Source organism: Candidatus Neomarinimicrobiota bacterium (assembly GCA_012964825.1).
Taxonomy (GTDB): Bacteria; Fidelibacterota; Marinisomatia; order Marinisomatales; family S15-B10; genus UBA2125.
The window spans coordinates 57,590-77,786 of the sequence record DTTI01000035.1 but is presented as its reverse complement, the minus strand read 5'-3'; the positions used below and the strand labels follow the sequence as shown (position 1 = coordinate 77,786).

Here is a 20,197-nt window from a genome sequence, read left to right as displayed (position 1 = left end):
CCCCAAAGGTTCCCCGATTTATATACCTTCCCGGCCGTGGACTTGGCGGGAATGGATTAGGTAAACGCCCAGAAAGACCAGAATACCGCCGGTGAAAAGTTCATAACCATAGTTTTCACCGAGGAAAATCCATCCAAGGATTGAAGCAAACACAGGCGGTATCAGTCCAAGTGTTGATATCTGATTCACGGAGATATGGTTATAGAGCCAGAAGTAAATAGTCCACGTTATGACTGTCCCGAAGATGGCAAGATAGACAAGGGTTATAATGCTTGTGCTGTTCCAAACGGTTGTCATCGGTTCTTCGAGAAGGAAGGATAAGGGTATGAGGACTATAGCTGCGATGGACTGTGCAATCACATTTACGTGAAGGGGATTCACAGTCTTATGATGTTTTTTTAGATAGACGTTTGGTACCGAAGCCAGGGCAACGGCCAGAAATATTGCCAGAACGCCCGCCATCTGAACCTCTTTCTCTCCACCGTTGGAAGTCAGTATGGCTGCCACACCTGCAAGTCCTAGCAAACCACCGCCGAAGCGCCTCAGTGTCAGCGGTTCGGACGGGAGCATAAAGTGGGCAAGGATAGATACGAATATGGGCAGCAGTGCCCAGATGATTGAAGCGAGGCTGGAATAGATGAACTGGGCTCCCCAGTAGGTGAGTGAATAGGCCGCCACAAAACTGGAGAGGCTGAAGCTGAGGTAGACCCTGATGGCGATGGAAGAACGGTTAATCTTTGGTTTTTTTCTTAGCAGGAATGGCCAGAGGATGAGCGATGAAATAGTGAATCTCAGCCCCAGTCCGAAAATAGGCGGGATATAGTTGAGGCTGATTTTGAGGGCCATCCAGGTTGTTCCCCAGATCAGGCACAAGAGTGCGTAGAGGATAAAGACTTTAGGTGTCATTGCTGAGGGGAGTTATGGAGAATTAGAGAAAAACGCAGTCGTGCAGTCAAAGAGTTACTTTGACTGTGGAGTAAACCACTGCTGCCAGAGAATGACCACCGGGCTTGCCACATAGATGGAGGAGTAAGTTCCGACAATTACCCCAATGATCATTGCGAAAGCGAAGTAATGAATCACTTCTCCGCCGGCAACATAAAGGATAAATACGACTGTAAAGGTGGTCAAGGAGGTAATAATAGTTCTTGATAGAGATTCGTTGATGCTTTTATTGAAAATGGTTTTATTATCGATGTTTTTATGCCGCTTCAGATTCTCACGGACCCTGTCGAAAACAACAATTGTATCATTCAGCGAGTAACCGACAATAGTCAGAAAGGCGGCGATAATGGACAACGATATCTCATAATTCAGTATAGAAAAAATGCCCAGCGTTATGAGAACGTCATGGACCAGCGCTGCAATTGCACCAATGGCAAATCTCAATTCAAACCTGATGGAAACGTAGATCAGGATACCGATGATTGCGGTGAATACGGCGAAGAAGGCCTTTCCTTTAAGTTCAGAACCAATCTTTGGTCCCACTGTTTCAACACGGCGGAAATCGAGGCTCTGCCCCGGAAACTGAGCTTCCAGTGCTGCCCTCAATTCTGTTGTAAGGTTTTCAGCATTTTGCCTCAACTGAAGCCGGATCAGTATCTCATTAGGTGTGCCAAAAGTCTGCACTTCGCCGATGCCTACGTCCAGAGTTTCGAGGGCTGAACGCACCTTTGCAATGTTGGGTGCCTCCTCGAACTGGATTTGTACAAGTGTGCCGCCCGTAAAATCGATACTTAGCAACGGTCCACCCTGGAGTAAAAGGGACAAAAGTCCCGCTAAAATAAATGAACCTGAAATAACAAAGCCGAAACGGCGCATGCTGAGGAAATCGATGTTTGTTTCTTTGAGAAATCTCATATACTTAATGTCTTGAGGTTCTGCTTAGCGGCAATCAGGTTAAAGATGGTCCGCGTAGTAAAAATGGCGGTAAACATACTGGTGGCAATTCCCCAGAAAAGGACCACCGCGAAACCGCGGATGGGACCAGTACCGAACTGCATAAGAACAAGAGATGCCAGAATCGTTGTCACATTGGCGTCAATAATGGTGGTGATAGCGCGGGAGTAACCGCTGTCAATGGCCGAACGCGGTGTTTTGCCTTTATCCAGTTCTTCCCTAATTCTTTCAAAAATGATGACGTTGGCGTCTATAGCCATTCCCACTGTGAGAATGAGACCTGCGATACCGGGGAGCGTCAATGTAGCTTTCAGCATGGCAAGGATGGCCAGGACCAGAATGAGATTCCACAGCAGTCCAAAAGAGGCGATGAGCCCAGCCCCTTTATAATAGAAGACCATAAATACCAGGACGAGAACAAGTCCGATGATAATGGAACGGGTACCCTGATCGATAGAATCCTGGCCCAGAGACGGTCCAACGGTGCGCTCTTCAATAATATCAACAGGTGCCGGCAGTGCTCCGGCTCTCAGAACAATGGCAATATCTTTCGCCTCATTTATATTGGCAAAGCCCTCAACCTGTGTCTGCCCATCTGTGATCTTTGTCCGAATTACAGGCGCCATGTGGACGTTTCCATCCAGGAGGATGGCCAGGCGTCTGCCTACGTTTGCCCCGGTCATCCGGGACCATGTTTTAGCTCCTTCCGAATTCATGCTGAGGGTGACGATTGGCTGACCGTTGTAAAGTGTGGCTAGTGCCTCCTCGATTACACCTCCAGTGAGGCCAGCTTCGGCCTCAAGGTGATACATGCGGTAGAAGAATTCACTATCGCCCTCAGGTAGAGTCCATGTTTCTTTCTCCTTACTCATGGAGAAACGCCCCTCATCACCCTTGAGAATATCTTGAATGTCCTGTATTTCCATAATTTTGTTCACGGCGCGTATATTTTGCTCAGGGACACCAAGATCGTTTCCAATCTGCCTTAACAAGGAAGAAAAAGGCTGCTCCTCAAACAGGTTTCTGTCCACCAGAACTTCAGTGGTGTCTTCTGTTGTCGTATCTTTTTCTATACTCCCAAAAAGTTCTGTGAGGGAAACTTCCTGTTCATCGGCCACCCGTGTTTCTGTCTCAGTCGGAGTCTTTTCTTCATCGGTTGCCTCTTCTTTGATTTCCAGCAGGTTTTCCAGATCTTTGCTTCCTTTCAGCGCCCGGTCCACCCTAGCGAGGAGATTTTGCGTGACGGAACCGTCCTTGAGGAGGGCAAACTCCAGGAGAGCGGTACTTTGCAAGAGCGATCTCGCCCTCTCAGGATCCTGAATGCCGGCCAGCTCCACGATGATTCTGCGATTGCCCTGTTTCTGTATAGTTGGCTCAGAGACGCCGAACTCGTCCACTCTGTTTTGCAAGATCTCCAACGCTCTGTTGATGGCATCCATCGCCTCTTCGTCCAAAGCGGATTGAATGGCAGCCTGATCGCTGCCGAAATCCATATAGTAGCGGTTCAGCCTTAAGTCCTGACTTCGGGCTTCAGTTACGAATCGGCTGATGAAATCTTCCGCTGAAACCTCGTCTTCAGTCTTGACCTTGTTGAAAACCTCATAAAAGAGGTCGTTCTTATTTGAAGCGAGATTTTCTACAAGCGTTGGAATATCGACTTCAAGGACAATATGCATTCCGCCCTGAAGGTCCAATCCCCGCCGGAGTGTCTTTTTCTCTAGGTCCTCCAATGTTCCATCTTCTTCCATAGATGCCTTCTCATTTTCAGAGAGGGTGTTGTATTTGATGGTAGGGAAGAGGGCATAGAGTGCCCAGAGCAAGACAACACCAATAATGATTAATCTCGGTGTATTTTTTTTGAACATATTTAACTTCTGCTTCTTAGGGAACAGAGCCGGAAAAGCGAGGCGAATTTACCTTGAGGTCTTTATCACAACAACCGGTTTTTGGGTCCTTTCTTGAGAATTAATTGCTGTTAACGGGTCATCTGAAGTGAAATGACCCAATTTCTTCCCGGACTGTTCACACCGGAACCGTGCTCTCGGTAGTTTCGGTCGAGAATATTTTCACAAGCGACCTGAACAATGAGAGAGTGACCGAAGGTGAGTCCACCGCGGAGATTCACAGTAAACCACCCCGGTGTCCCCTCTGCCGGTATGCGCGGATCATCCAAGTCATCTGCTGAAAGCCTGTCTTGCCTCCCTGAAAAGCGGCTATACCCATCAAGGAATAAACGCCCGCGGCTCCACCTGACGCCGGCCAGTCCGAATAGTGGCGGAATACCGCCCACAGGCTCATTGTAGGTTGTGTTCTCTCCGTATGTTGTGGTGAGATTTCCCCTGAAACTGAGTGAACTAGCCAAAGAGTAATCAACAGCTATCTCGGCACCCTGTATGATAGCCTCACCCAAGTTCTTCTTGGTTTTCACATTAAATACCTGATCGTCGTTGACAAGGGTGTCGGCGCCAGCATAGGTGGCATCAACACTGACCAGAAGATCAGTGATGAATGACCTGTAAACAGTAATATCAGTCCTCGTGGACTCTGTTGAAATCTTCAGCCCCATATCGATGTTCATTAACTTTTCCGGCTGAAGATTGGTATTAGGCACTTCGTAAACATCGCCTTTTGACTCTCCCAACTTTGCCATGTCGCTCAGGTTTGGCGCCCGGAACGCCTGAGCAAGATTTAGGTTGGCTGAAACATAATCGGACAGTCTGAAGACCGATCCCACCGCTCCTGTGAAAGATGAGAATGTTTGACTGTAAGGAACCGCAGAATTCATGTCGAATTCCGCTCTGTATTGGCTGTGCCGAACACCTAGCTTTATCATCCAGCGATCCGTCATTTTCATTTCATCCTGAAGATAAAGGCCAATGCTCTGGTATGTGGCACCATCAGGATACCGGCCCCTGTCATCATCTGTGCTGGTCCCTGTAAGCGGATCAGAATATGAGCGCTCACTGGCCACATCATCATGATAAAGCTCGGCGCCGGCGACAATCTGGTGCCGACCCCTCCCTCGGATACCGCTGAGACTAAATCCTTTAGTGGCTACCTCATCCAGCTCATTCTGTATTGAGGAGGATTCTTTTTTCTGAATATTCCGACCTTCCTTTTGAAGATGAAGAGATACAGTGGCTCGGACCACATCAAAGATGGCGTTAATGCCCTCGTTTTCATACACAGCATAGGTGAGCATTCGATTCTGAGGATGGTAGAGCCAGCGGTGATAACCGCTGTAGTGATATTTGTCGTATCGAGGGACCTCTTCCTGTTTGGCAAACTGATGAGCCAGTGTGATGGTCTGATCGTCTGTCAAATTGGTGATCAGTTTTGTATCAATGTCGTAGCCGCCGAAGCCGGTGGGAGACTGGACCAGTTCATTGCCGGAAATCTCGTGATCATTCCCGTTGGCACCTCGCCGGAGATCACCGAACTGTTTCAGGCTGAAGGCTGTCCTGAAGGCGTAGCGGTTGCTGCCCAATATTACCTCTCCCCGAACTGTTTTTTCCTGATCGGCGGTGGCGTAGCGGAGAAATGACCTGGCACCTAATGACCTTTCAATATCTTCAACTGGCGGCTTCCTTGTAATGAGATTGATGGTGCCACCCAGGGCGTCACTGCCGTAGAGGACAGACGTGGGTCCCCGGACAACTTCAATCCTTTCCACCATCTGGTGATCAACAGTGGTGAGGTATTGGTGATTGCCCAGACGGTAGATGGAATTATTGAGACGTATGCCGTCTACCAGGAGCAGGATCTGGTTTGAGCTGAGCCCCCGGATGATGGCTGATCCACCGCCGTGATTTGTTTTTTGAACGAAAACGCCCACCTCTTCTCTGAGCGCCTCCGCGGAGGTTCTGGAATTACGCTCTCTTATCTCTCGGGAGGAAACAAGATTGACAGACTCGGGGATCTCCACCATGTCACGCTCAGCTCGACTTGCGGTAACAAAAACGTCTTCAAGATCTAGAACATCGAATTCTAGAGTAAGGGGTTGCATAATGATGTTGCTGTCCTGAACTGTTACATCTTTCACTCTTGATGTCAGGAAACCGATGTGCTGAAAAGCAAGAGTGTAGCTGCCGGGGAAGAGGCCTTCAAAACGAAACGAACCATCCTGAGAAGTGTAGAGTGTGAAAAATCCCGGTGTGAGTGTTACATGGACTTCAGAGACAGGTTTGCCATCGGGATCGGTGACCAAACCGGAAACGGAGTAAGTCTGCGCCGCCAACGGAACTGACATCAATAGAATCAAAACAAGGCGGTGCATGATTATCAGATCCTATCCCCACGGTATTTCATAAACAGCGGTCAATTTACGACACGAGGCGGAAAGGGAAGGAGGATTGGTCAGTCAGGAGATAACCGTCTATGGGCAGCAAGTAGATTACTCACAAGTCACCCTCAATTACATAAAGAATCCTTAAACCGTTTTCCGAGACCTTTCAGCCTCTCTACTGGCTCGTTGGAGAAGACGATCCGGACATACTTGGTGCTGTTTTCGCTTCCCCAGTTGACCATGGGCGTGGCAGCGATCTTTCCCTTGTCCAGTAGCCGTTTAGAGGCGGTAGGGCCGTCCATTCCCAATGGTGAAACATCCACCAGAAAAGACCACCCGCCGTCAGGTGGTATAACATCAAAATCTTTCAACTCCTCCACCGCCACGTATCGGCGCTGCTTCCATTCCTCCACAGAGGCCTCTATTCCGTCATCTGGATCTTCAATGGCTACCGCCGCCGAACCCATGGCGATACCAGTCTGGCAGACCACATTGCTGATGCTGACGCGCATAACATCGGCCATGATCTCGGCGGGGCCAACTGCCCAGCCCACACGCCAACCGATCATGCGGTATTCCTTGGTGACAGCACCGCAGGTGATGACTTTATCACGCATGCCGGAAAAGGATGCGGGGTGAATAGCCGGCTTGTCATTGTAAAGGATTCGCTCCATGGCAGTGTCATCAATGAGCCAGCAGTCGGCCAGTTTGCAAAAATTGGTTAATGCACCCCATTCATCTCTCGTAAAAACACATCCCGTCGGCATGGCGGGACTCATGAGCAAGGCTACTTCCACCGGTTCGGGAGCGATCTTTTCCAGTGCTTCCATATCCAATTGCCACCCCTTTGGTGAAGGAATAAGAGGAACAAACTTAGGAACGCCACCTGCAAGTCGGACACGATTGATAAGACCCACGTAGATGGGATCAGTCAAGAGTACTTCGTCACCTGGCTCCAGCGTTGCGAGCAGTACATTGAGAATACTAGACATACCTCCTGCCCCAATAACGCACTCTGTTTCCCAGTTGTAGGTTTGACCCGACTGACGTTCTACTAGAGCCGTGGCCGCCTTCCGGAGTGGGTTTAGGCCAAAGAAAGGAAGATAACTGTTCGCTTCATCGTCATCTACGGCGCGCTTTGTGAAATCGACGGCGGATTGAGGAGGACGCAGGTCAGTGTCCAGATTTTCCAACCGCAACACCTCGGGATCCGACAGCTTATCAGCCAGGTCTCCCATGACTTCAACACCGATCTTGGTTATGTGATCAAGGCGCGAGACTGACATATTTTGTCCTCTTCATATTAGACCTTTACCACAGATTTCTTACCTAATTCAGGCCTCGTCGCTCAAGGAGAGGCTGGATATTTGGCTCAGCACCCCGGAAATTTTTAAAGAGTACCATGGCCTTTTCGCTGCCACCACGGGATAATAGTGTTTCTCGGAAGTGGTTCCCATTTTCACGCTTAAGGCCGCCGTTTTCCTTGAACCATTCTACTGTATCTGCATCCAGCACTTCGCTCCAGATATAGGAATAGTATCCGGCAGAGTAGCCGCCCATGACGTGTGAAAAATAGGTCGACCGGTAGCGGGGCGGGATGGCTTCCAGGGCCACACCAGCGGTTTTGAGAGCATCCGCTTCAAAGGCTAGGAGTCCATTCCCATCAGGGACTTGCTCCGGCGTCAACTGATGCCACGTCTGATCCAACAAGGAGGCCGCCAGGTACTCAGTTGTGGTAAAGCCCTGGTTAAATTTCTGTGTAGCTAGCACCTTGTCCAGAAGTTCCTTTGGCATCGGTTCACCAGTTTCATGGTGAACGGCATAATTCTCCAAAATCTCCTGCCAGTCGGCCCACATTTCATTCACCTGGGATGGATATTCCACAAAATCCCTTGGAACTGAAGTTCCTGAAAAGGAAGGGTAAGTCACATCGGAGAACATGCCGTGAAGGGCGTGGCCGAACTCATGGAAAGCGGTGGTCACTTCATCAAAAGTGAGCAAGGTCGGTTCCCCCTCCGGTGGCTTCACAATGTTGAGATGGTTGGCCACCACAGGTTTGGTTTTCATTAGTTTTGACTGAGAAACGTAGGCATTCATCCAGGCGCCGCCTCGCTTAGAGGCGCGGGCGTAGGGATCAAAAATAAACAGGGTTAGAGTAACTCCGTCCGTATCAAAGACTTCAAACACTCGGACGTCAGTTTGATACACCGGCAAATCGGTACGTTCCTTGAAAGTGATGCCGTAGAGGCGGGTGGCGGCGTAGAACACACCGTTCTTCAGGACATTGTCCAGTTCAAAGTAAGGCTTTAATTCGGATTCATCGAATTCGTACCGCTCCTGCCTCACTTTTTCTGTGTAATAATCCCAATCCCAAGACGCCAACGAGAAGCCGCCTCCTTCGGCATCGATCATTTTCTGCAGATCTGCTGCTTCGCGGTTGGCATTGCGGACTGCAGGCGGGGCAAGATCAGACAAACGGTCATTCACAGCATCTGTGGTTTGGGCGGTTTGATTCTCCAATATGTAGGCGGCATGGTTTTTGTAACCCAACAGTTGAGCCCGCTCTGCCCTGAGTTGCACAACCTTAGAGAATACTTCGCGATTATCGAATTCACCGCCGCGGCTGCCCCGGGATAGAGATGTCTTGTGAATGCGCTCCCGAAGGGCGCGGTTCTCGAGAGAAGAAAGCGGCGGCTGTCCGCTGGTATTCTGAAGGGTAATGACATATTTGCTCGTCAAGTCGCGGGATTCCGCCTCTTTCGCCGCCGCCTCTATCATGGCCTCGGAAAGACCTGCAAGCTCTTCACGGGAATCCACCACCACAGCCAGATCGTTCACTTCTTTCAGTACATTCTGACTGAAAGTGGTCTGCTGGGTCGCCAGCTCCGCGTTGATGGCCTTAAGGCGTTCTTTATCATCAGCCGACAGATTAGCACCGGCACGGATGAAATCTTTGTAGGTCTCTTCAATCAGGCGAACAGCTTCTGCATCGAGGCCCAGATTGTTTTGTTGTTCATAAAGTGTCCTGATGCGCTCAAACAGTTTGCTGTTCAACAGTATCTGATCGCTGTGGGCAGAAAGTTTTGGAGCCATTTCGCTACGGACCACCTCTAGGCTATCATTGGTGTGGGCGGAAGACAGGCTGTAAAACACCGTGGCAACCCTATCCAGAAGCTGGCCTGATTTTTCCATTGCCACAATGGTGTTATCAAAGGTGGGTTTCTCACTTTGATCGGCAATGGCTTCAATTTCCTCCAAATGCTCCCCCATCCCCTTTTCAAAAGCGGGGGCATAGTGGGCGTTCTTAATCTTGTCAAAGGGAGGATACTTGAAGTAAAGCGTACTTTCCTGATAAAACGGGTTTGTTCTGGTTGCTTCCACTTTGCTTAACTTCCCGGGTTTAGGCGAAGAAACGTTTTCGCCGCTGGTACCACAGCCGGGAAAAATCATCATCACAAAAACGGCTGATGCGGTGGTGAATAATATTCCGAATTTCATTTTGAAAAGTCTCCATGTTTAAATAATAAAAAGCTACACTGAACATTGGCAAAAGTATGAATTAAGCCCGAATAACTGAAGATATTAAGGGCTCAAACAAGCTGATCCTGAAGGCTCGTTCCAACACCAAGGCTGAGAACTTTCAACGATTGAGTCTGCTGGAAAGGCAGAACCTCAAGAGCTACTTCAATCATTTTGTGATGGAGAGGGTGCATGATGTCCATGTCGGCATCGTAGGTGCGCACCCGTTCCGGAATATCGTATGCTTCTACACTTTCATTATGTGTCATTTAATTACTGACAGATTGATTTAACTGGACGGATAGGAGCGCCGCGGCCCAGAGATCTTGTTGAGCGATTTGTTATGCGCCGCATATGTTGCGGCGGCGTCTTGAAACACATGAAACGCTGAACGCAGAAACAGCACTGCAATGCCCAGTCCCACAAGAAGATCTGGCCACTGAGAATTGGTGAGCCACACACCCAGCGCAGCAAGCAAAACGGAAGTATTGGCTATGATGTCGTTGCGTGAGCAGAGCCAGACAGAACGCATATTTACATCTTCTGCGCGGTGATGCCACAGCAGTGAAAGACAGACCGCATTTGCCGTTAGGGCTATCAGTCCAATCAAACCAACCGTTTCGAACTGCGGAGTTATTGGGGTAAGAAACTTGTAGGCAGCTTGGCCGAGCACAAACAGTCCAAATAGAGCCATGATCCCGCTCTTGATTACGGCTGACACTGCCTTCCACGTGTCGTTGCGAGAGACGACGTACAAGCTAAACCCATATACCAAAGCATCGCCGAGCATATCCAAGGAATCTGCAAGCAGCGCTGTCGAGGCGGCCATGAGCCCCGCCACGAACTCGAGCAGAAACATTCCAAGATTGATGGAGAGTACTACCTTTAACATCTTGGACTGCCGTGCCTGAAACTTATTGATCTCACATGCGGTGTCAGTACAACAGTCTGTCATATCACTCGGTTAATTTACTTGCCTCTTAGATCTGATTCGCAACTGTCTCTACTGTTTTTATCATTTTATCAATCTGTGCTTCATCGTTGAAAATGTGGGTAGAGACCCTGAAGGCATAGGTCCTTCTGTCCCGCTTTAGGTCCGAAGGTTTATCCAGAAAACTGACCCAACGGATCCAGATCTTATGTTCCCCGTAAACCTTTTCCCAGATTTTCTCCACATATTCTTTTTCATACCTCCTCTTTATATTGGGGTTGAATGAGGCCATGCCGCTGGTGAGGTCTCGATTTTCTTTACCTGGAGGAGGGACAAAGAGGCTCTTTTCACTCCAAGTCTCCACGATCCGCTGCCTGAGGTAATCATTCAAATCGAGCACCCGATCCTCAATTCGTTTCTTTCCAATTTCAGATTGAAGGTCTATTGCGGCGGCCATGGCCACGTAGGCGGGCGTATCATTTTGTCCTCGCACCTGAAGTTGTGTGGCAAGATCGAGAGGTTCGTCATTCTCATCTCGAACATCATAGGTCTCAGACAGGACAGGCCACATCCCTCTGGGGTTATTACTGCCGCCTTTCATGTATAAAACACCTGTTCCTGGGAGACAGTTGAGCCATTTGTGGCCGGCCGTTGAATAGTAGTCGCATCCCAGTTTTTTCATATCGAGATCCAGCATGCCGAGTCCGTGGGCGCCGTCAACCACGGAGATCATGTTGTGTTCTTTGGCCAGCTGGCACAGTTCTTTTACGGGCATGCGTAGGCCTGTGGTGAAATTGATATGACAGATGAGCAGCACCTTTGGCTTGTTCCGCGACTGACGGATCGCTTTGCGAAAAGCGGAGAGAATCTCTTTCTTATCACTCGGTGGGGAAGGGATTGCTATTTGTATGAACTTCACATCCCGCCGCTTGGCAAGGATCTTAGCTGGCGATAGTTCAGCCACATGGTCGTGATGGGTTGAAATGATCTCATCACCGCTCTTATAATCGAGGCCAAAAAGGACCACGTTTACTCCCATGGTGGTATTACCAGTAATAACGATCTCGTCTTTCTCAGCACCCATGAACTTCGCCACCTTCTCTCTGTTAGTCTCCTGGAAGTAGTTGAGATCTTCGTTCAGAAAAGCAGCGTCTGTTGGGCTCGCGGTAAACTGTTTAAGCGAAGCAATGTATGCGTCGTAAACGGGTCGGGGGAGAGACCCCTCCGTGCCGATGTTCATATAGATAATTTCTGGATCCAGCATGAATTGTTTCTGGACCTCGGCCCAGGATGAATCTCTGCTCAGCGGGGTCGGTTTTTTTGAAGTTTCTTTCATTGTGCCCGCTTTTGCGGTGGGAATCAGGGCCGCTCCCCCCGCCACGGCACCAAACCGTTTCAGAAAACTTCGTCTGGAAGTAGACATAACCTTTCCTCCAATGAACTGAGTTTCGAAATCACTGTTTCGTCAGGATGTGATATTAAAGAACCTCGTGCTGTTTCGCTACAGCGATGAAAGCATTAATGGCCTGGTCTAAATGTTTTTTTGTGTGCGCAGCACTGATCTGTACCCGAATTCTAGCCGCGCCATTTGGAACCACAGGATAAGAGAACCCTATGACATAAATACCTTTCTCAAGCAGATCCGCCGCCATTTCCTGGGCCAGTTTTGCATCACCCAACATGATGGGGACAATGGGGTGGACGCCACGCTTGATGTCAAATCCCGATTCGGTCATCCGTTCCCGGAATTCAAGTGTGTTAATTTCCAATCTATCTCTCAACTCGGTAGTTCGAGAAAGCATATCGAGACAGGCGATGGTGGCGCATATGATGGCTGGCGCAACCGTATTGCTGAACAGATAGGGCCGCGACCGCTGCCGCAGGATATCCACTATTTCCTGTCTTCCGGAGGTAAACCCACCGCTGGCACCGCCCAGCGCTTTGCCCATGGTGGATGTGACGATATCCACTCGGCCCATGACATTTCTGTGCTCAATGGAACCGCGGCCGGTAGGGCCGAAAAATCCGGTGGCGTGGGAGTCATCTACATGAACTAGAGCATTATGCTTCTCGGCCAGATCGCAGATCCCGTCAAGTTTTGCAACAAACCCGTCCATGGAGAAGACGCCGTCTGTTGTGATAAGGCGCGTCCGGTGGTTTTGCGTCTTTTTCAGTATCGATTCCAGTTCATCCATATCGTTGTTGGCATAGCGGAAACGTTCTGCTTTGCAGAGCCGGACTCCGTCAATGATGGAAGCGTGATTCAACTGATCTGAGATGACAGTGTCCTCAGGGCCGAGAAGGGTTTCAAAAAGGCCACCGTTGGCATCAAAGCAGGAAGTGTATAGGATCGTGTCTTCCATCTGGAGAAACTGTGCAATCTTCTTTTCAAGTTCTTTGTGAATAGTCTGAGTGCCGCAGATGAACCTGACAGAACTGAGCCCGAAACCCCATTTTTCTAGACCTTCCTGGGCAGCTTTGATGAGCTCCGGATGGTTTGCCAGGCCGAGATAGTTGTTCGCACAGAAATTGATGACCGATTCATCATTGACCGTGATCTTGGCACTCTGCTGGGATTGAATCACCCTCTCCGACTTGAACAGACCCCCATCACGAATTTCCTTCAATTCATCTGTTAGTCTCAACTTAATCGTATCCATCTTTATCCTCTATTAACCAGATGAGAATATTCTGTGGATTCTCCATTTCTCCAACTCATTCCCCGTATCTTTTGTTGATCTCCGGAACGAGATAATTGTCAAAAGCAGCGTCAAAGTCGAACTCCGGCTCCCAACCCCAGTCTGTTCGTGCCGCTGTGTCATCCAGTTCTGAAGGCCAGCTGTCAACAATAGCCTGGCGCTTATCGCTCACCTTAAATGAGATTTCACCTTTTTCGTAAAGGTTCGAAATCTTGTCAGCAAAATCCTGAGCGGAGGCCGAAAAGGATGATATGTGGTAGACTGTTCTTGTGAGTGATTGGGCGTCAGCTTCCATCAGTTTCTCCATGGCGGAGATGGCGTCGGGCATAGTCATAAACGGCATGGTGGTGTCCGGCCGGACAAAACAGGCGTAAGGCTCTCCCTGTGCTACCGCATGGATCATCTCCGGTCCGTAGTCGCTTGTGCCTCCGGACGGTACCGTATCCGCGCTGATGAGGCCGGGGAATCGAATAGTCCTAAAATCGATCATGCCACCGGGGGAAACAGCAGAAAGGCGCTGATAATATTTGGAAAAGTATCTTCCGAGATGTTCACAGTAGAGTTTATTGCAGCCGTACATTGTTTTTGGTTGGCAATATTCATTCTCAGTAATGGCACCGGCATTCTTTTTTACGTCAGCATCGCCAAGGCCATATACGGCAATGGAGCTGGGAAAGAAAAATTTCACAGCTTTCCCCTGACTGGATGCCTGTTCCACAGCAATCTTGAGTAAGTTCAGTGTTCCTCCCACATTTACGTCGTGGGCGATGTGGGGGGAAAATTCAGCTCGAGAGCTTAGGATTGCTGCCAAATGGTAAATGGCTGATATCTCATATTTGGCGTTGATTCGTTCTAGCATATTAGTATCCAATATGTTTGCTGTGACGGCGTCCTGAACCATCAATTTTAGGTCGCTTTCCAGCGGATCCAGGTCCATCGCCACAATGTTGAAATCGTTACGTTCAGCGATAGCTTTGATCAGTCCGTGTCCGATTTCGCCGTTGGCACCGGTAATGAGGATAACAGGTTTTCGCACGGTTAAATAAGGGTGAAAATCTTGCTTGCAATATAGGCGGGGCACCTCGCCTCCGCAAGCATAACTTGGGAAGTTTCTCGACGAGAAAGTCGTTTTAAGACACCTTGTTTCTGGACGAGCCTCGGGTTAAATTCAATTTTCTTACTCCGTCGGAATCGCATGGGAAAGATAATTGCATTTGCCAATCAAAAGGGTGGTGTCGGCAAGACGACCACAGCCATCAATGTTGCGGCGAGTCTGGCTGTTTCTGAATTCAAAACACTCCTCATTGACCTTGACCCTCAGTCCAACACGACCACAGGTCTCTCTGAAATGTTTTCCCCCAATGGATCAACTATTTATGATGTCCTTATAAGGGAGAAGCCCATATCCAAGGGGATTAAGAAAACAGCTTTAGAATACCTCGATCTTGTACCCAGCACCCATGATCTCGTGGGTGCCGAGATAGAACTCGTGGGGATGATGGCGAGAGAGTACCGGCTCCGGGACTGTATTAAGAGACAGGTGAAGAAATACGATTACATCCTGCTGGACTGTCCACCATCGCTGGGACTGTTGACACTGAACGCGCTCTCCACCGCTGATTCTGTCCTCATCCCGATTCAGTGCGAATATTTTGCCCTCGAGGGATTGAGCCAACTGCTTCAGACCATCCGTCTCGTACAACGCCACCTGAACACTAAGCTCGATATTGAAGGTGTTCTCATTACCATGTATGACGGACGGCTGAACCTTTCGAAACAGGTTGAAAAAGAGTTGCGTGAATATTTCAACGGGAAAACGTTCAAGACCGTGATCAGACGAAATGTACGTCTCAGTGAAGCGCCCAGTTTCGGCAAGCCGATCTTATTGTACGAAGCCAATTCACCTGGTGCTCAGGATTACTTAACTTTGGTTCAGGAGATGCTTGATAGTGGCAACAAAAAGGCTAGGTAGAGGAATAAACGCACTTATTCGCGAGACGACGGATGAGTCGGTCCGGACTGATTCAATCTTCCATGTCCCTTTAAATCTTGTCTTACCGAATCCGCATCAGCCCCGGCAGAAATTTGATGATAAAAGCCTCAGAGAACTGGCAGAATCCATACGTGAAAAAGGGATAATACAGCCTGTCACCATTCGGACCCGGGATAAAGGTTATGAACTGATAGCAGGAGAGAGGCGTCTGCGGGCGGCGAAGCTTGCGGGTCTCACGGAAGTGCCGGCTCATGTTCTGGAGATCGAAGATGATGTTGAAATGGTGGAGATGGCGCTGATTGAAAACATCCAGCGGGAGAATCTCAATGTTGTGGAAGAGGCTGAAGCTTATGCCATGCTCAGCAAAAAGTATAAGCTGTCCCATACGGCAATTGCCAAGGCGGTAGGAAAAAGCCGTGCCAATATTTCAAATACTATGAGGCTGCTGAAACTGCCTGCTGAAGTGATTGAAAGCCTGCGGAAGAATGAAATCTCAGCCGGACATGCCCGCGCCCTGTTGAGACTGAAAAAGACCTCCCAAATGTTGTCTCTCTGTAAGCGGGTTGTGGAAAGGCAGGAATCTGTTCGTACCGTGGAAGAGCTTGTGGCGCAGATGAGCGACGGCAAGGTCCCCGTTAAAAGGCGGAAGAAAAAACTGAAGCTCGCCAAATCGGCGGACATCAGAAAACTAGAAAATGATCTGATCTCAATTTTCGGCACAAAGGTCTTCATTGCCCCTAAGCGAAAAGGGGGCACCATTGAAATCAGCTATTTTTCTGATGATGACCTAGAGCGACTCCTAGAACTTTTTTCAGAGATTGAAGACTAAAACATGGCAGGTGAGAAGTACACAATTCTGTTCGTTTCGGAAAAGGAAGAAAAAACCAAGCGATTCCGGCTCAGCCGCGGCGGCCTCCGGTTCCTTGTACTGGCTGTATTGCTCTCTGTGGTTGGCGGTATCACTGCACTCTTATACTCTGCTGGTCAACTCAAACAAATTGCTGACCTGAACGCTGATAACCAAAAAATGAGGAGCGAGAGAAAGGAAGTGTTTGCAATGATCCGCGACCTTCAACGCATTCAGGAAATGGACACATATGTCAGGCAGTCTTTGGGCGTGCCGGCCACCACGGAACCAAGCGCATCAGGAGGTGGGGAATTGCCTCTAACAATTCCTGTTTCATACTTGGAGAATGTACCTTCCCATGTGCCGGTTCACGGTTTTGTTTCGCAATCATTTTTGGAAGGGGCATCCTCCACTCAGCAGGGACACTCCGGGTTGGATGTGGCTGCGCCGGTACGGACGGCCGTTCACTCAACGGCCGATGGTCTGGTCGTTTTTTCCGGCTGGCACTACTCTTACGGAAATCTGATCATAATTTATCACGGTAATGGCTATTTTTCGCTTTACGGTCACAACGCTGAGAACCTTGTGAAAGAGAAGCATCGCGTAAAGCGGGGTGAACTGATTGCACTGGTAGGAGAAACCGGTGTTACCAGTGGTCCCCATCTGCATTTTGAGATCTGGAAAGATGGAAACACCATGGATCCGGCGCTTTTCATAGCGGAGTACAGAGCAGATTATATGACACTGGGGAGTGATGAAAAGAGGTAATCAGAAGCACGTCGAAACAATGATTGGTGAAGATGCCGTTATCACCGGTGAGATTGTCCTGAAGGGTGGCGCCATCATCTCCGGGAAAGTCATGGGCAGTGTGAAAACATCCGGCATAGTCCGCATTACAAGAACCGGAATTGTTAAAGGTGACATGGAAGCGGGGGAGGTGATGGTAGGTGGCACCGTCCACGGCAACGTTCAGGCGGGGAAGGTTGTTCTGAGGGGCAATTCCAAAGTTTACGGGGATATTGTGTATAAACAGCTTGTGATTGAGGAGGGAGCCAGTTTCGAAGGTCGATGCGATATTGCCACAAACCAACAGTCGCTGGAGAATGCTGAATCTCAGCCTGAAATACCCACCGTCCAAGAGTATCCTGAAAAACCGGACGAAGAATCCTCTGTTTAATACAGTAATTGAGTTCCAATCAAAAAAGTGAAAACTTCACCACCAGTTCATTTCGGTGGATGTCGGAATCGTTGCGCCAGGCAGGTCCATACATCGGGGCGGTCTACGTTCAGGCGGGGGCCATCATTCTTCTGGGGGGTGTCGGTTATTTTGTTGACAGGTGGCGTGAATCTTTCCCTCTCTGGTTTATGATAGGGATTGCCTGTGGGATTGTGGTAGGTCTCTACGAGATGGCGAAAGTGATCTGGCGTGATAAGTGAGCGTAAATCGCTTCTCTATTTCCCTCATTTTATTTTGTTTTGGCTCCTGGTCTCTGGTCTCCTGGATCTTTATTGAGGATTACATTGTTGAGATATTCCTGGGTATGGTCATGCCACTGGCTGTTGGCCAATTTACAATCACAAGGATTCAATCCATCTTTGTCAGCGATCCCAGGAAACTGACCTCTTTTATGATGAAATCATTCATTGGGAAAATGGTTATTTATGGGGTCTATATGATAGGGATAGTTGCTTTTTCTCCTTTCAACGAACGCACCTTTTTTGTTAGCTTTATAAGCTATTTTATAACGCTTCATGTGCTTGAAGCGTTTTTTATTAGATCGGTTTTTAAAGGCTCACGAGTGCGGGATGAAAACAACAGCGGGAAGTGAAAATACCTCTGGGAGTGTGATGGATCAGGTGGGTGGGTACATTATCCATCATATTTCCAATTCTGATATTCACCATCCTATTATTCAACTCCCCACAATTTTTGGGATCGATTTTTCCGTAACTAAGCATGTGTTCATGCTATGGGTGGTCGCGGCCATTGTTGGTATGGTGGTTATAATTCCAGTACGAACCTACCTTAAAAGGAAAGACGATGTACCCACAGGGCTAGAGAATGTAGTTGAAGCGGTTGTCATGTTTCTTCGGGATTCTGTTGTTAAACCGAATGTGGGTTCGAAATGGGTGGACACTTGGGCACCTATAATTTTTACTTACTTCTTCTTTATACTCACAGCGAATGCCATTGGGCTCATCCCAATTTTTGACACCATAGGTGTTGTGGGACGATTAGTTTTAAATGTTTCTCCGCATGATGATCATTCTCTTATCAATTCGCTTCTGCATGGGGGAGCAACCGCCACAGGTAACTTTGTGGTCACTTCTGCCCTGGCTTCTATCACGTTCGTTTGTATTATGATTGCCGGCACAAGAGCTCACGGTTTTCTGCAGTATTGGAAGAACCTGGTCCCTCACGGACTTCCCTTGTTGGTTTATATTATCCTGATACCTATCGAAATCATCAGTATGTTTGTTAAGCCGTTCGCTCTTACGATGAGACTTGCAGCAAATATGATGGGTGGCCATATTGCAATATTGGCGATCTTATCTTTCATTCCCATCTTTGCTGAAGTTTTTCATAGTCTTGGTGCGGGTATTGGAATTGCTGCTTTTTCTGTACCCATTGCAACAGGTCTTACCGGCCTGGAAATCATTGTGACACTAGTTCAAGCTTATGTATTTACTTTACTGTCAGCCGTCTTCATCGGGATGGCCATTAATGTTCACCACTAATCAATAGGAGATAGTTCAATATGGAAGCCACAGCCTTTATTCCGTTGGGTATGGGAGCCGCCGTCATAGGCGCCGGATTAGGTATTGGAAAGCTGGCCGCTGCGGCAGCTGAAAGTATCGCAAGACAACCTGAAGCGGCTTCAGAGATTACCGCTGCGGTTAACCTTCCACTTTTTCTTCTGGAAGGAGTAGCAATTATCGCGTTAGCGCTCACATTTGCCACGCTGTTTTTTAAGTAATCGGATAATATGGATAATCCGCTCGTTCAGCTAGATCCTGGACTTTACGTCTGGACCATTCTCACCTTTCTGCTGCTTTTTTTCCTCCTGGCAAAATTCGCCTGGAAGCCGCTTCTCAAGGCACTATCGGAAAGAGAGGAGAAGATTCGTTCCTCTCTGGAAAAGGCTGATGAGGCTCAGCAGAAACTGGAACGCCTCAGTGCCGAGGGCGAAAAGATTATCGGCAAAGCACGCGCCGAAGCCCAGTCCATCGTGTCTAACGGCAAAGTGGTAGCTGAAAAGGTCCGGGATGAGATTGAGGCGAAAGCGAAAGAGAAAGCCAAAACTATCGTAGCCCAGGCTGGAAAACAGATTACCGCTGAAAAGGAGCAGGCTATTAGCGACATACGCGGTGAAGTGGCGTCACTTTCCATTCAGATTGCCGGAAAGCTCATTCGTAAAAATCTCTCCAAAAAAGACAATATGGTACTTATCAAGGAATCTCTTGAAAAGGCGGAGAAGGTTAATGAAGCTTAACCGCAAGATAAAACGTTACGGGGAAGCGCTCTATACCGCCTCTACTAAAATGGAGGCAGTTGAAGAGGTGTACCAATCCCTATCTTTTGTTACCCAGCTTTTAAAGCAAGATGCTTCCTTTCGCGCTTTCTTCCATACTCGGAGAATTGATAGTCACCAGAAAGATGCCATAGTCGGCAAAGTGCTGGGTAGTAATTCTCACCCGCTTGTATCAACACTTTTTGGCATTCTTTCTGAGAAAAGAGAATATCGCCTCATGAGTGGCATTCACCGTTGGGTAAAATCAAGACGGGAGCGAGAATTGAATTTGCTGGCAGTAACAGCCTACACAGCGGAAAAGCTGAACGAAGATGAAATTGGTAATATTACACAGGCGCTTGAATCGTCTATGGCTAAACGAGTTGAAATGTCAGCTGAAACAGATGGGTCCCTCCTCGGTGGAATCAAGTTGCGCATGGGCAATCTCTTTTTAGATGGTTCTCTTCAGGGTCAACTTGCGAGATTGAAGAGCGGATTGATATAAACGAAAC

20 protein-coding genes are annotated in these 20,197 nt (G+C 48.6%); 9 read left to right on the top strand and 11 right to left on the bottom strand.

The window, feature by feature from the left end:
- Positions 1–18: 18 nt before the first annotated feature.
- The 11 genes from EYO21_03150 to EYO21_03100 all read right to left on the bottom strand — a co-directional run bounded on the left by EYO21_03150 (position 19) and on the right by EYO21_03100 (position 14,369).
- Positions 19–906, bottom strand: a complete 888-nt coding sequence (locus EYO21_03150) for a DMT family transporter (protein ID HIB02809.1) — start codon at positions 904–906, stop codon at positions 19–21.
- A 54-nt stretch (positions 907–960) separates the two neighbouring features.
- Positions 961–1,860 (bottom strand): protein translocase subunit SecF, encoded by a 900-nt coding sequence (gene secF, locus EYO21_03145; GenBank protein ID HIB02808.1) that lies wholly within the window; start codon positions 1,858–1,860, stop codon positions 961–963.
- A complete protein-coding gene (secD, locus tag EYO21_03140; GenBank protein HIB02807.1) occupies positions 1,857–3,764 on the bottom strand; it encodes a protein translocase subunit SecD in 1,908 nt (635 codons plus the stop codon). The genes secF and secD overlap by 4 nt, the downstream gene beginning before the upstream one ends.
- Positions 3,765–3,874: 110 nt before the next feature.
- Entirely contained in the window at positions 3,875–6,175 is a 2,301-nt protein-coding gene (locus EYO21_03135; protein HIB02806.1) for a TonB-dependent receptor, read from the bottom strand.
- 134 nt (positions 6,176–6,309) lie between these two features.
- Complete coding sequence (locus EYO21_03130) at positions 6,310–7,470, bottom strand: pyridoxal phosphate-dependent aminotransferase (GenBank protein ID HIB02805.1); 1,161 nt, start codon at positions 7,468–7,470, stop codon at positions 6,310–6,312.
- Positions 7,471–7,513: 43 nt separating this feature from the next.
- Complete coding sequence (locus EYO21_03125) at positions 7,514–9,637, bottom strand: M3 family peptidase (GenBank protein HIB02804.1); 2,124 nt, start codon at positions 9,635–9,637, stop codon at positions 7,514–7,516.
- 137 nt (positions 9,638–9,774) lie between these two features.
- The gene (locus EYO21_03120) at positions 9,775–9,972 is read right to left on the bottom strand and encodes a hypothetical protein (protein HIB02803.1); all 198 of its coding nucleotides are present in this window, start codon (positions 9,970–9,972) and stop codon (positions 9,775–9,777) included.
- A 20-nt stretch (positions 9,973–9,992) separates the two neighbouring features.
- On the bottom strand, positions 9,993–10,658 hold the full coding sequence (locus EYO21_03115) for a cation transporter (protein HIB02802.1): 666 nt from the start codon (positions 10,656–10,658) through the stop codon (positions 9,993–9,995).
- Between the two features lie 25 nt (positions 10,659–10,683).
- Positions 10,684–12,057, bottom strand: coding sequence for an aminotransferase class V-fold PLP-dependent enzyme (locus EYO21_03110; GenBank protein ID HIB02801.1), 1,374 nt, complete (start codon positions 12,055–12,057; stop codon positions 10,684–10,686).
- A gap of 55 nt (positions 12,058–12,112) precedes the next feature.
- A complete protein-coding gene (kbl, locus tag EYO21_03105; protein ID HIB02800.1) occupies positions 12,113–13,294 on the bottom strand; it encodes a glycine C-acetyltransferase in 1,182 nt (393 codons plus the stop codon).
- A gap of 55 nt (positions 13,295–13,349) precedes the next feature.
- Positions 13,350–14,369 (bottom strand): NAD-dependent epimerase/dehydratase family protein, encoded by a 1,020-nt coding sequence (locus EYO21_03100; GenBank protein HIB02799.1) that lies wholly within the window; start codon positions 14,367–14,369, stop codon positions 13,350–13,352.
- A gap of 159 nt (positions 14,370–14,528) precedes the next feature.
- Here EYO21_03100 and EYO21_03095 point away from each other — a divergent pair, with 159 nt between their 5' ends.
- The 9 genes from EYO21_03095 (at position 14,529) to atpH (ending at position 20,190) form a co-directional block, all read left to right on the top strand.
- The gene (locus EYO21_03095) at positions 14,529–15,305 is read left to right on the top strand and encodes a ParA family protein (protein ID HIB02798.1); all 777 of its coding nucleotides are present in this window, start codon (positions 14,529–14,531) and stop codon (positions 15,303–15,305) included.
- Entirely contained in the window at positions 15,277–16,155 is an 879-nt protein-coding gene (locus tag EYO21_03090; GenBank protein ID HIB02797.1) for a ParB/RepB/Spo0J family partition protein, read from the top strand. Before EYO21_03095 ends, EYO21_03090 begins: the two co-directional genes overlap by 29 nt.
- Positions 16,156–16,158: 3 nt before the next feature.
- The gene (locus EYO21_03085) at positions 16,159–16,941 is read left to right on the top strand and encodes a hypothetical protein (protein HIB02796.1); all 783 of its coding nucleotides are present in this window, start codon (positions 16,159–16,161) and stop codon (positions 16,939–16,941) included.
- Entirely contained in the window at positions 16,928–17,350 is a 423-nt protein-coding gene (locus tag EYO21_03080; GenBank protein ID HIB02795.1) for a polymer-forming cytoskeletal protein, read from the top strand. Before EYO21_03085 ends, EYO21_03080 begins: the two co-directional genes overlap by 14 nt.
- A gap of 8 nt (positions 17,351–17,358) precedes the next feature.
- Positions 17,359–17,610: an AtpZ/AtpI family protein gene (locus tag EYO21_03075; protein ID HIB02794.1), complete on the top strand. Its 252-nt coding sequence runs from the start codon at positions 17,359–17,361 to the stop codon at positions 17,608–17,610.
- 315 nt (positions 17,611–17,925) lie between these two features.
- The gene (gene atpB / locus EYO21_03070; GenBank protein HIB02793.1) at positions 17,926–18,912 is read left to right on the top strand and encodes a F0F1 ATP synthase subunit A; all 987 of its coding nucleotides are present in this window, start codon (positions 17,926–17,928) and stop codon (positions 18,910–18,912) included.
- A 20-nt stretch (positions 18,913–18,932) separates the two neighbouring features.
- Entirely contained in the window at positions 18,933–19,151 is a 219-nt protein-coding gene (locus EYO21_03065; protein HIB02792.1) for a F0F1 ATP synthase subunit C, read from the top strand.
- A gap of 9 nt (positions 19,152–19,160) precedes the next feature.
- On the top strand, positions 19,161–19,667 hold the full coding sequence (gene atpF, locus EYO21_03060) for a F0F1 ATP synthase subunit B (protein HIB02791.1): 507 nt from the start codon (positions 19,161–19,163) through the stop codon (positions 19,665–19,667).
- On the top strand, positions 19,657–20,190 hold the full coding sequence (gene atpH / locus EYO21_03055; protein ID HIB02790.1) for an ATP synthase F1 subunit delta: 534 nt from the start codon (positions 19,657–19,659) through the stop codon (positions 20,188–20,190). The genes atpF and atpH overlap by 11 nt, the downstream gene beginning before the upstream one ends.
- The last annotated feature ends 7 nt before the right edge of the window (positions 20,191–20,197 follow it).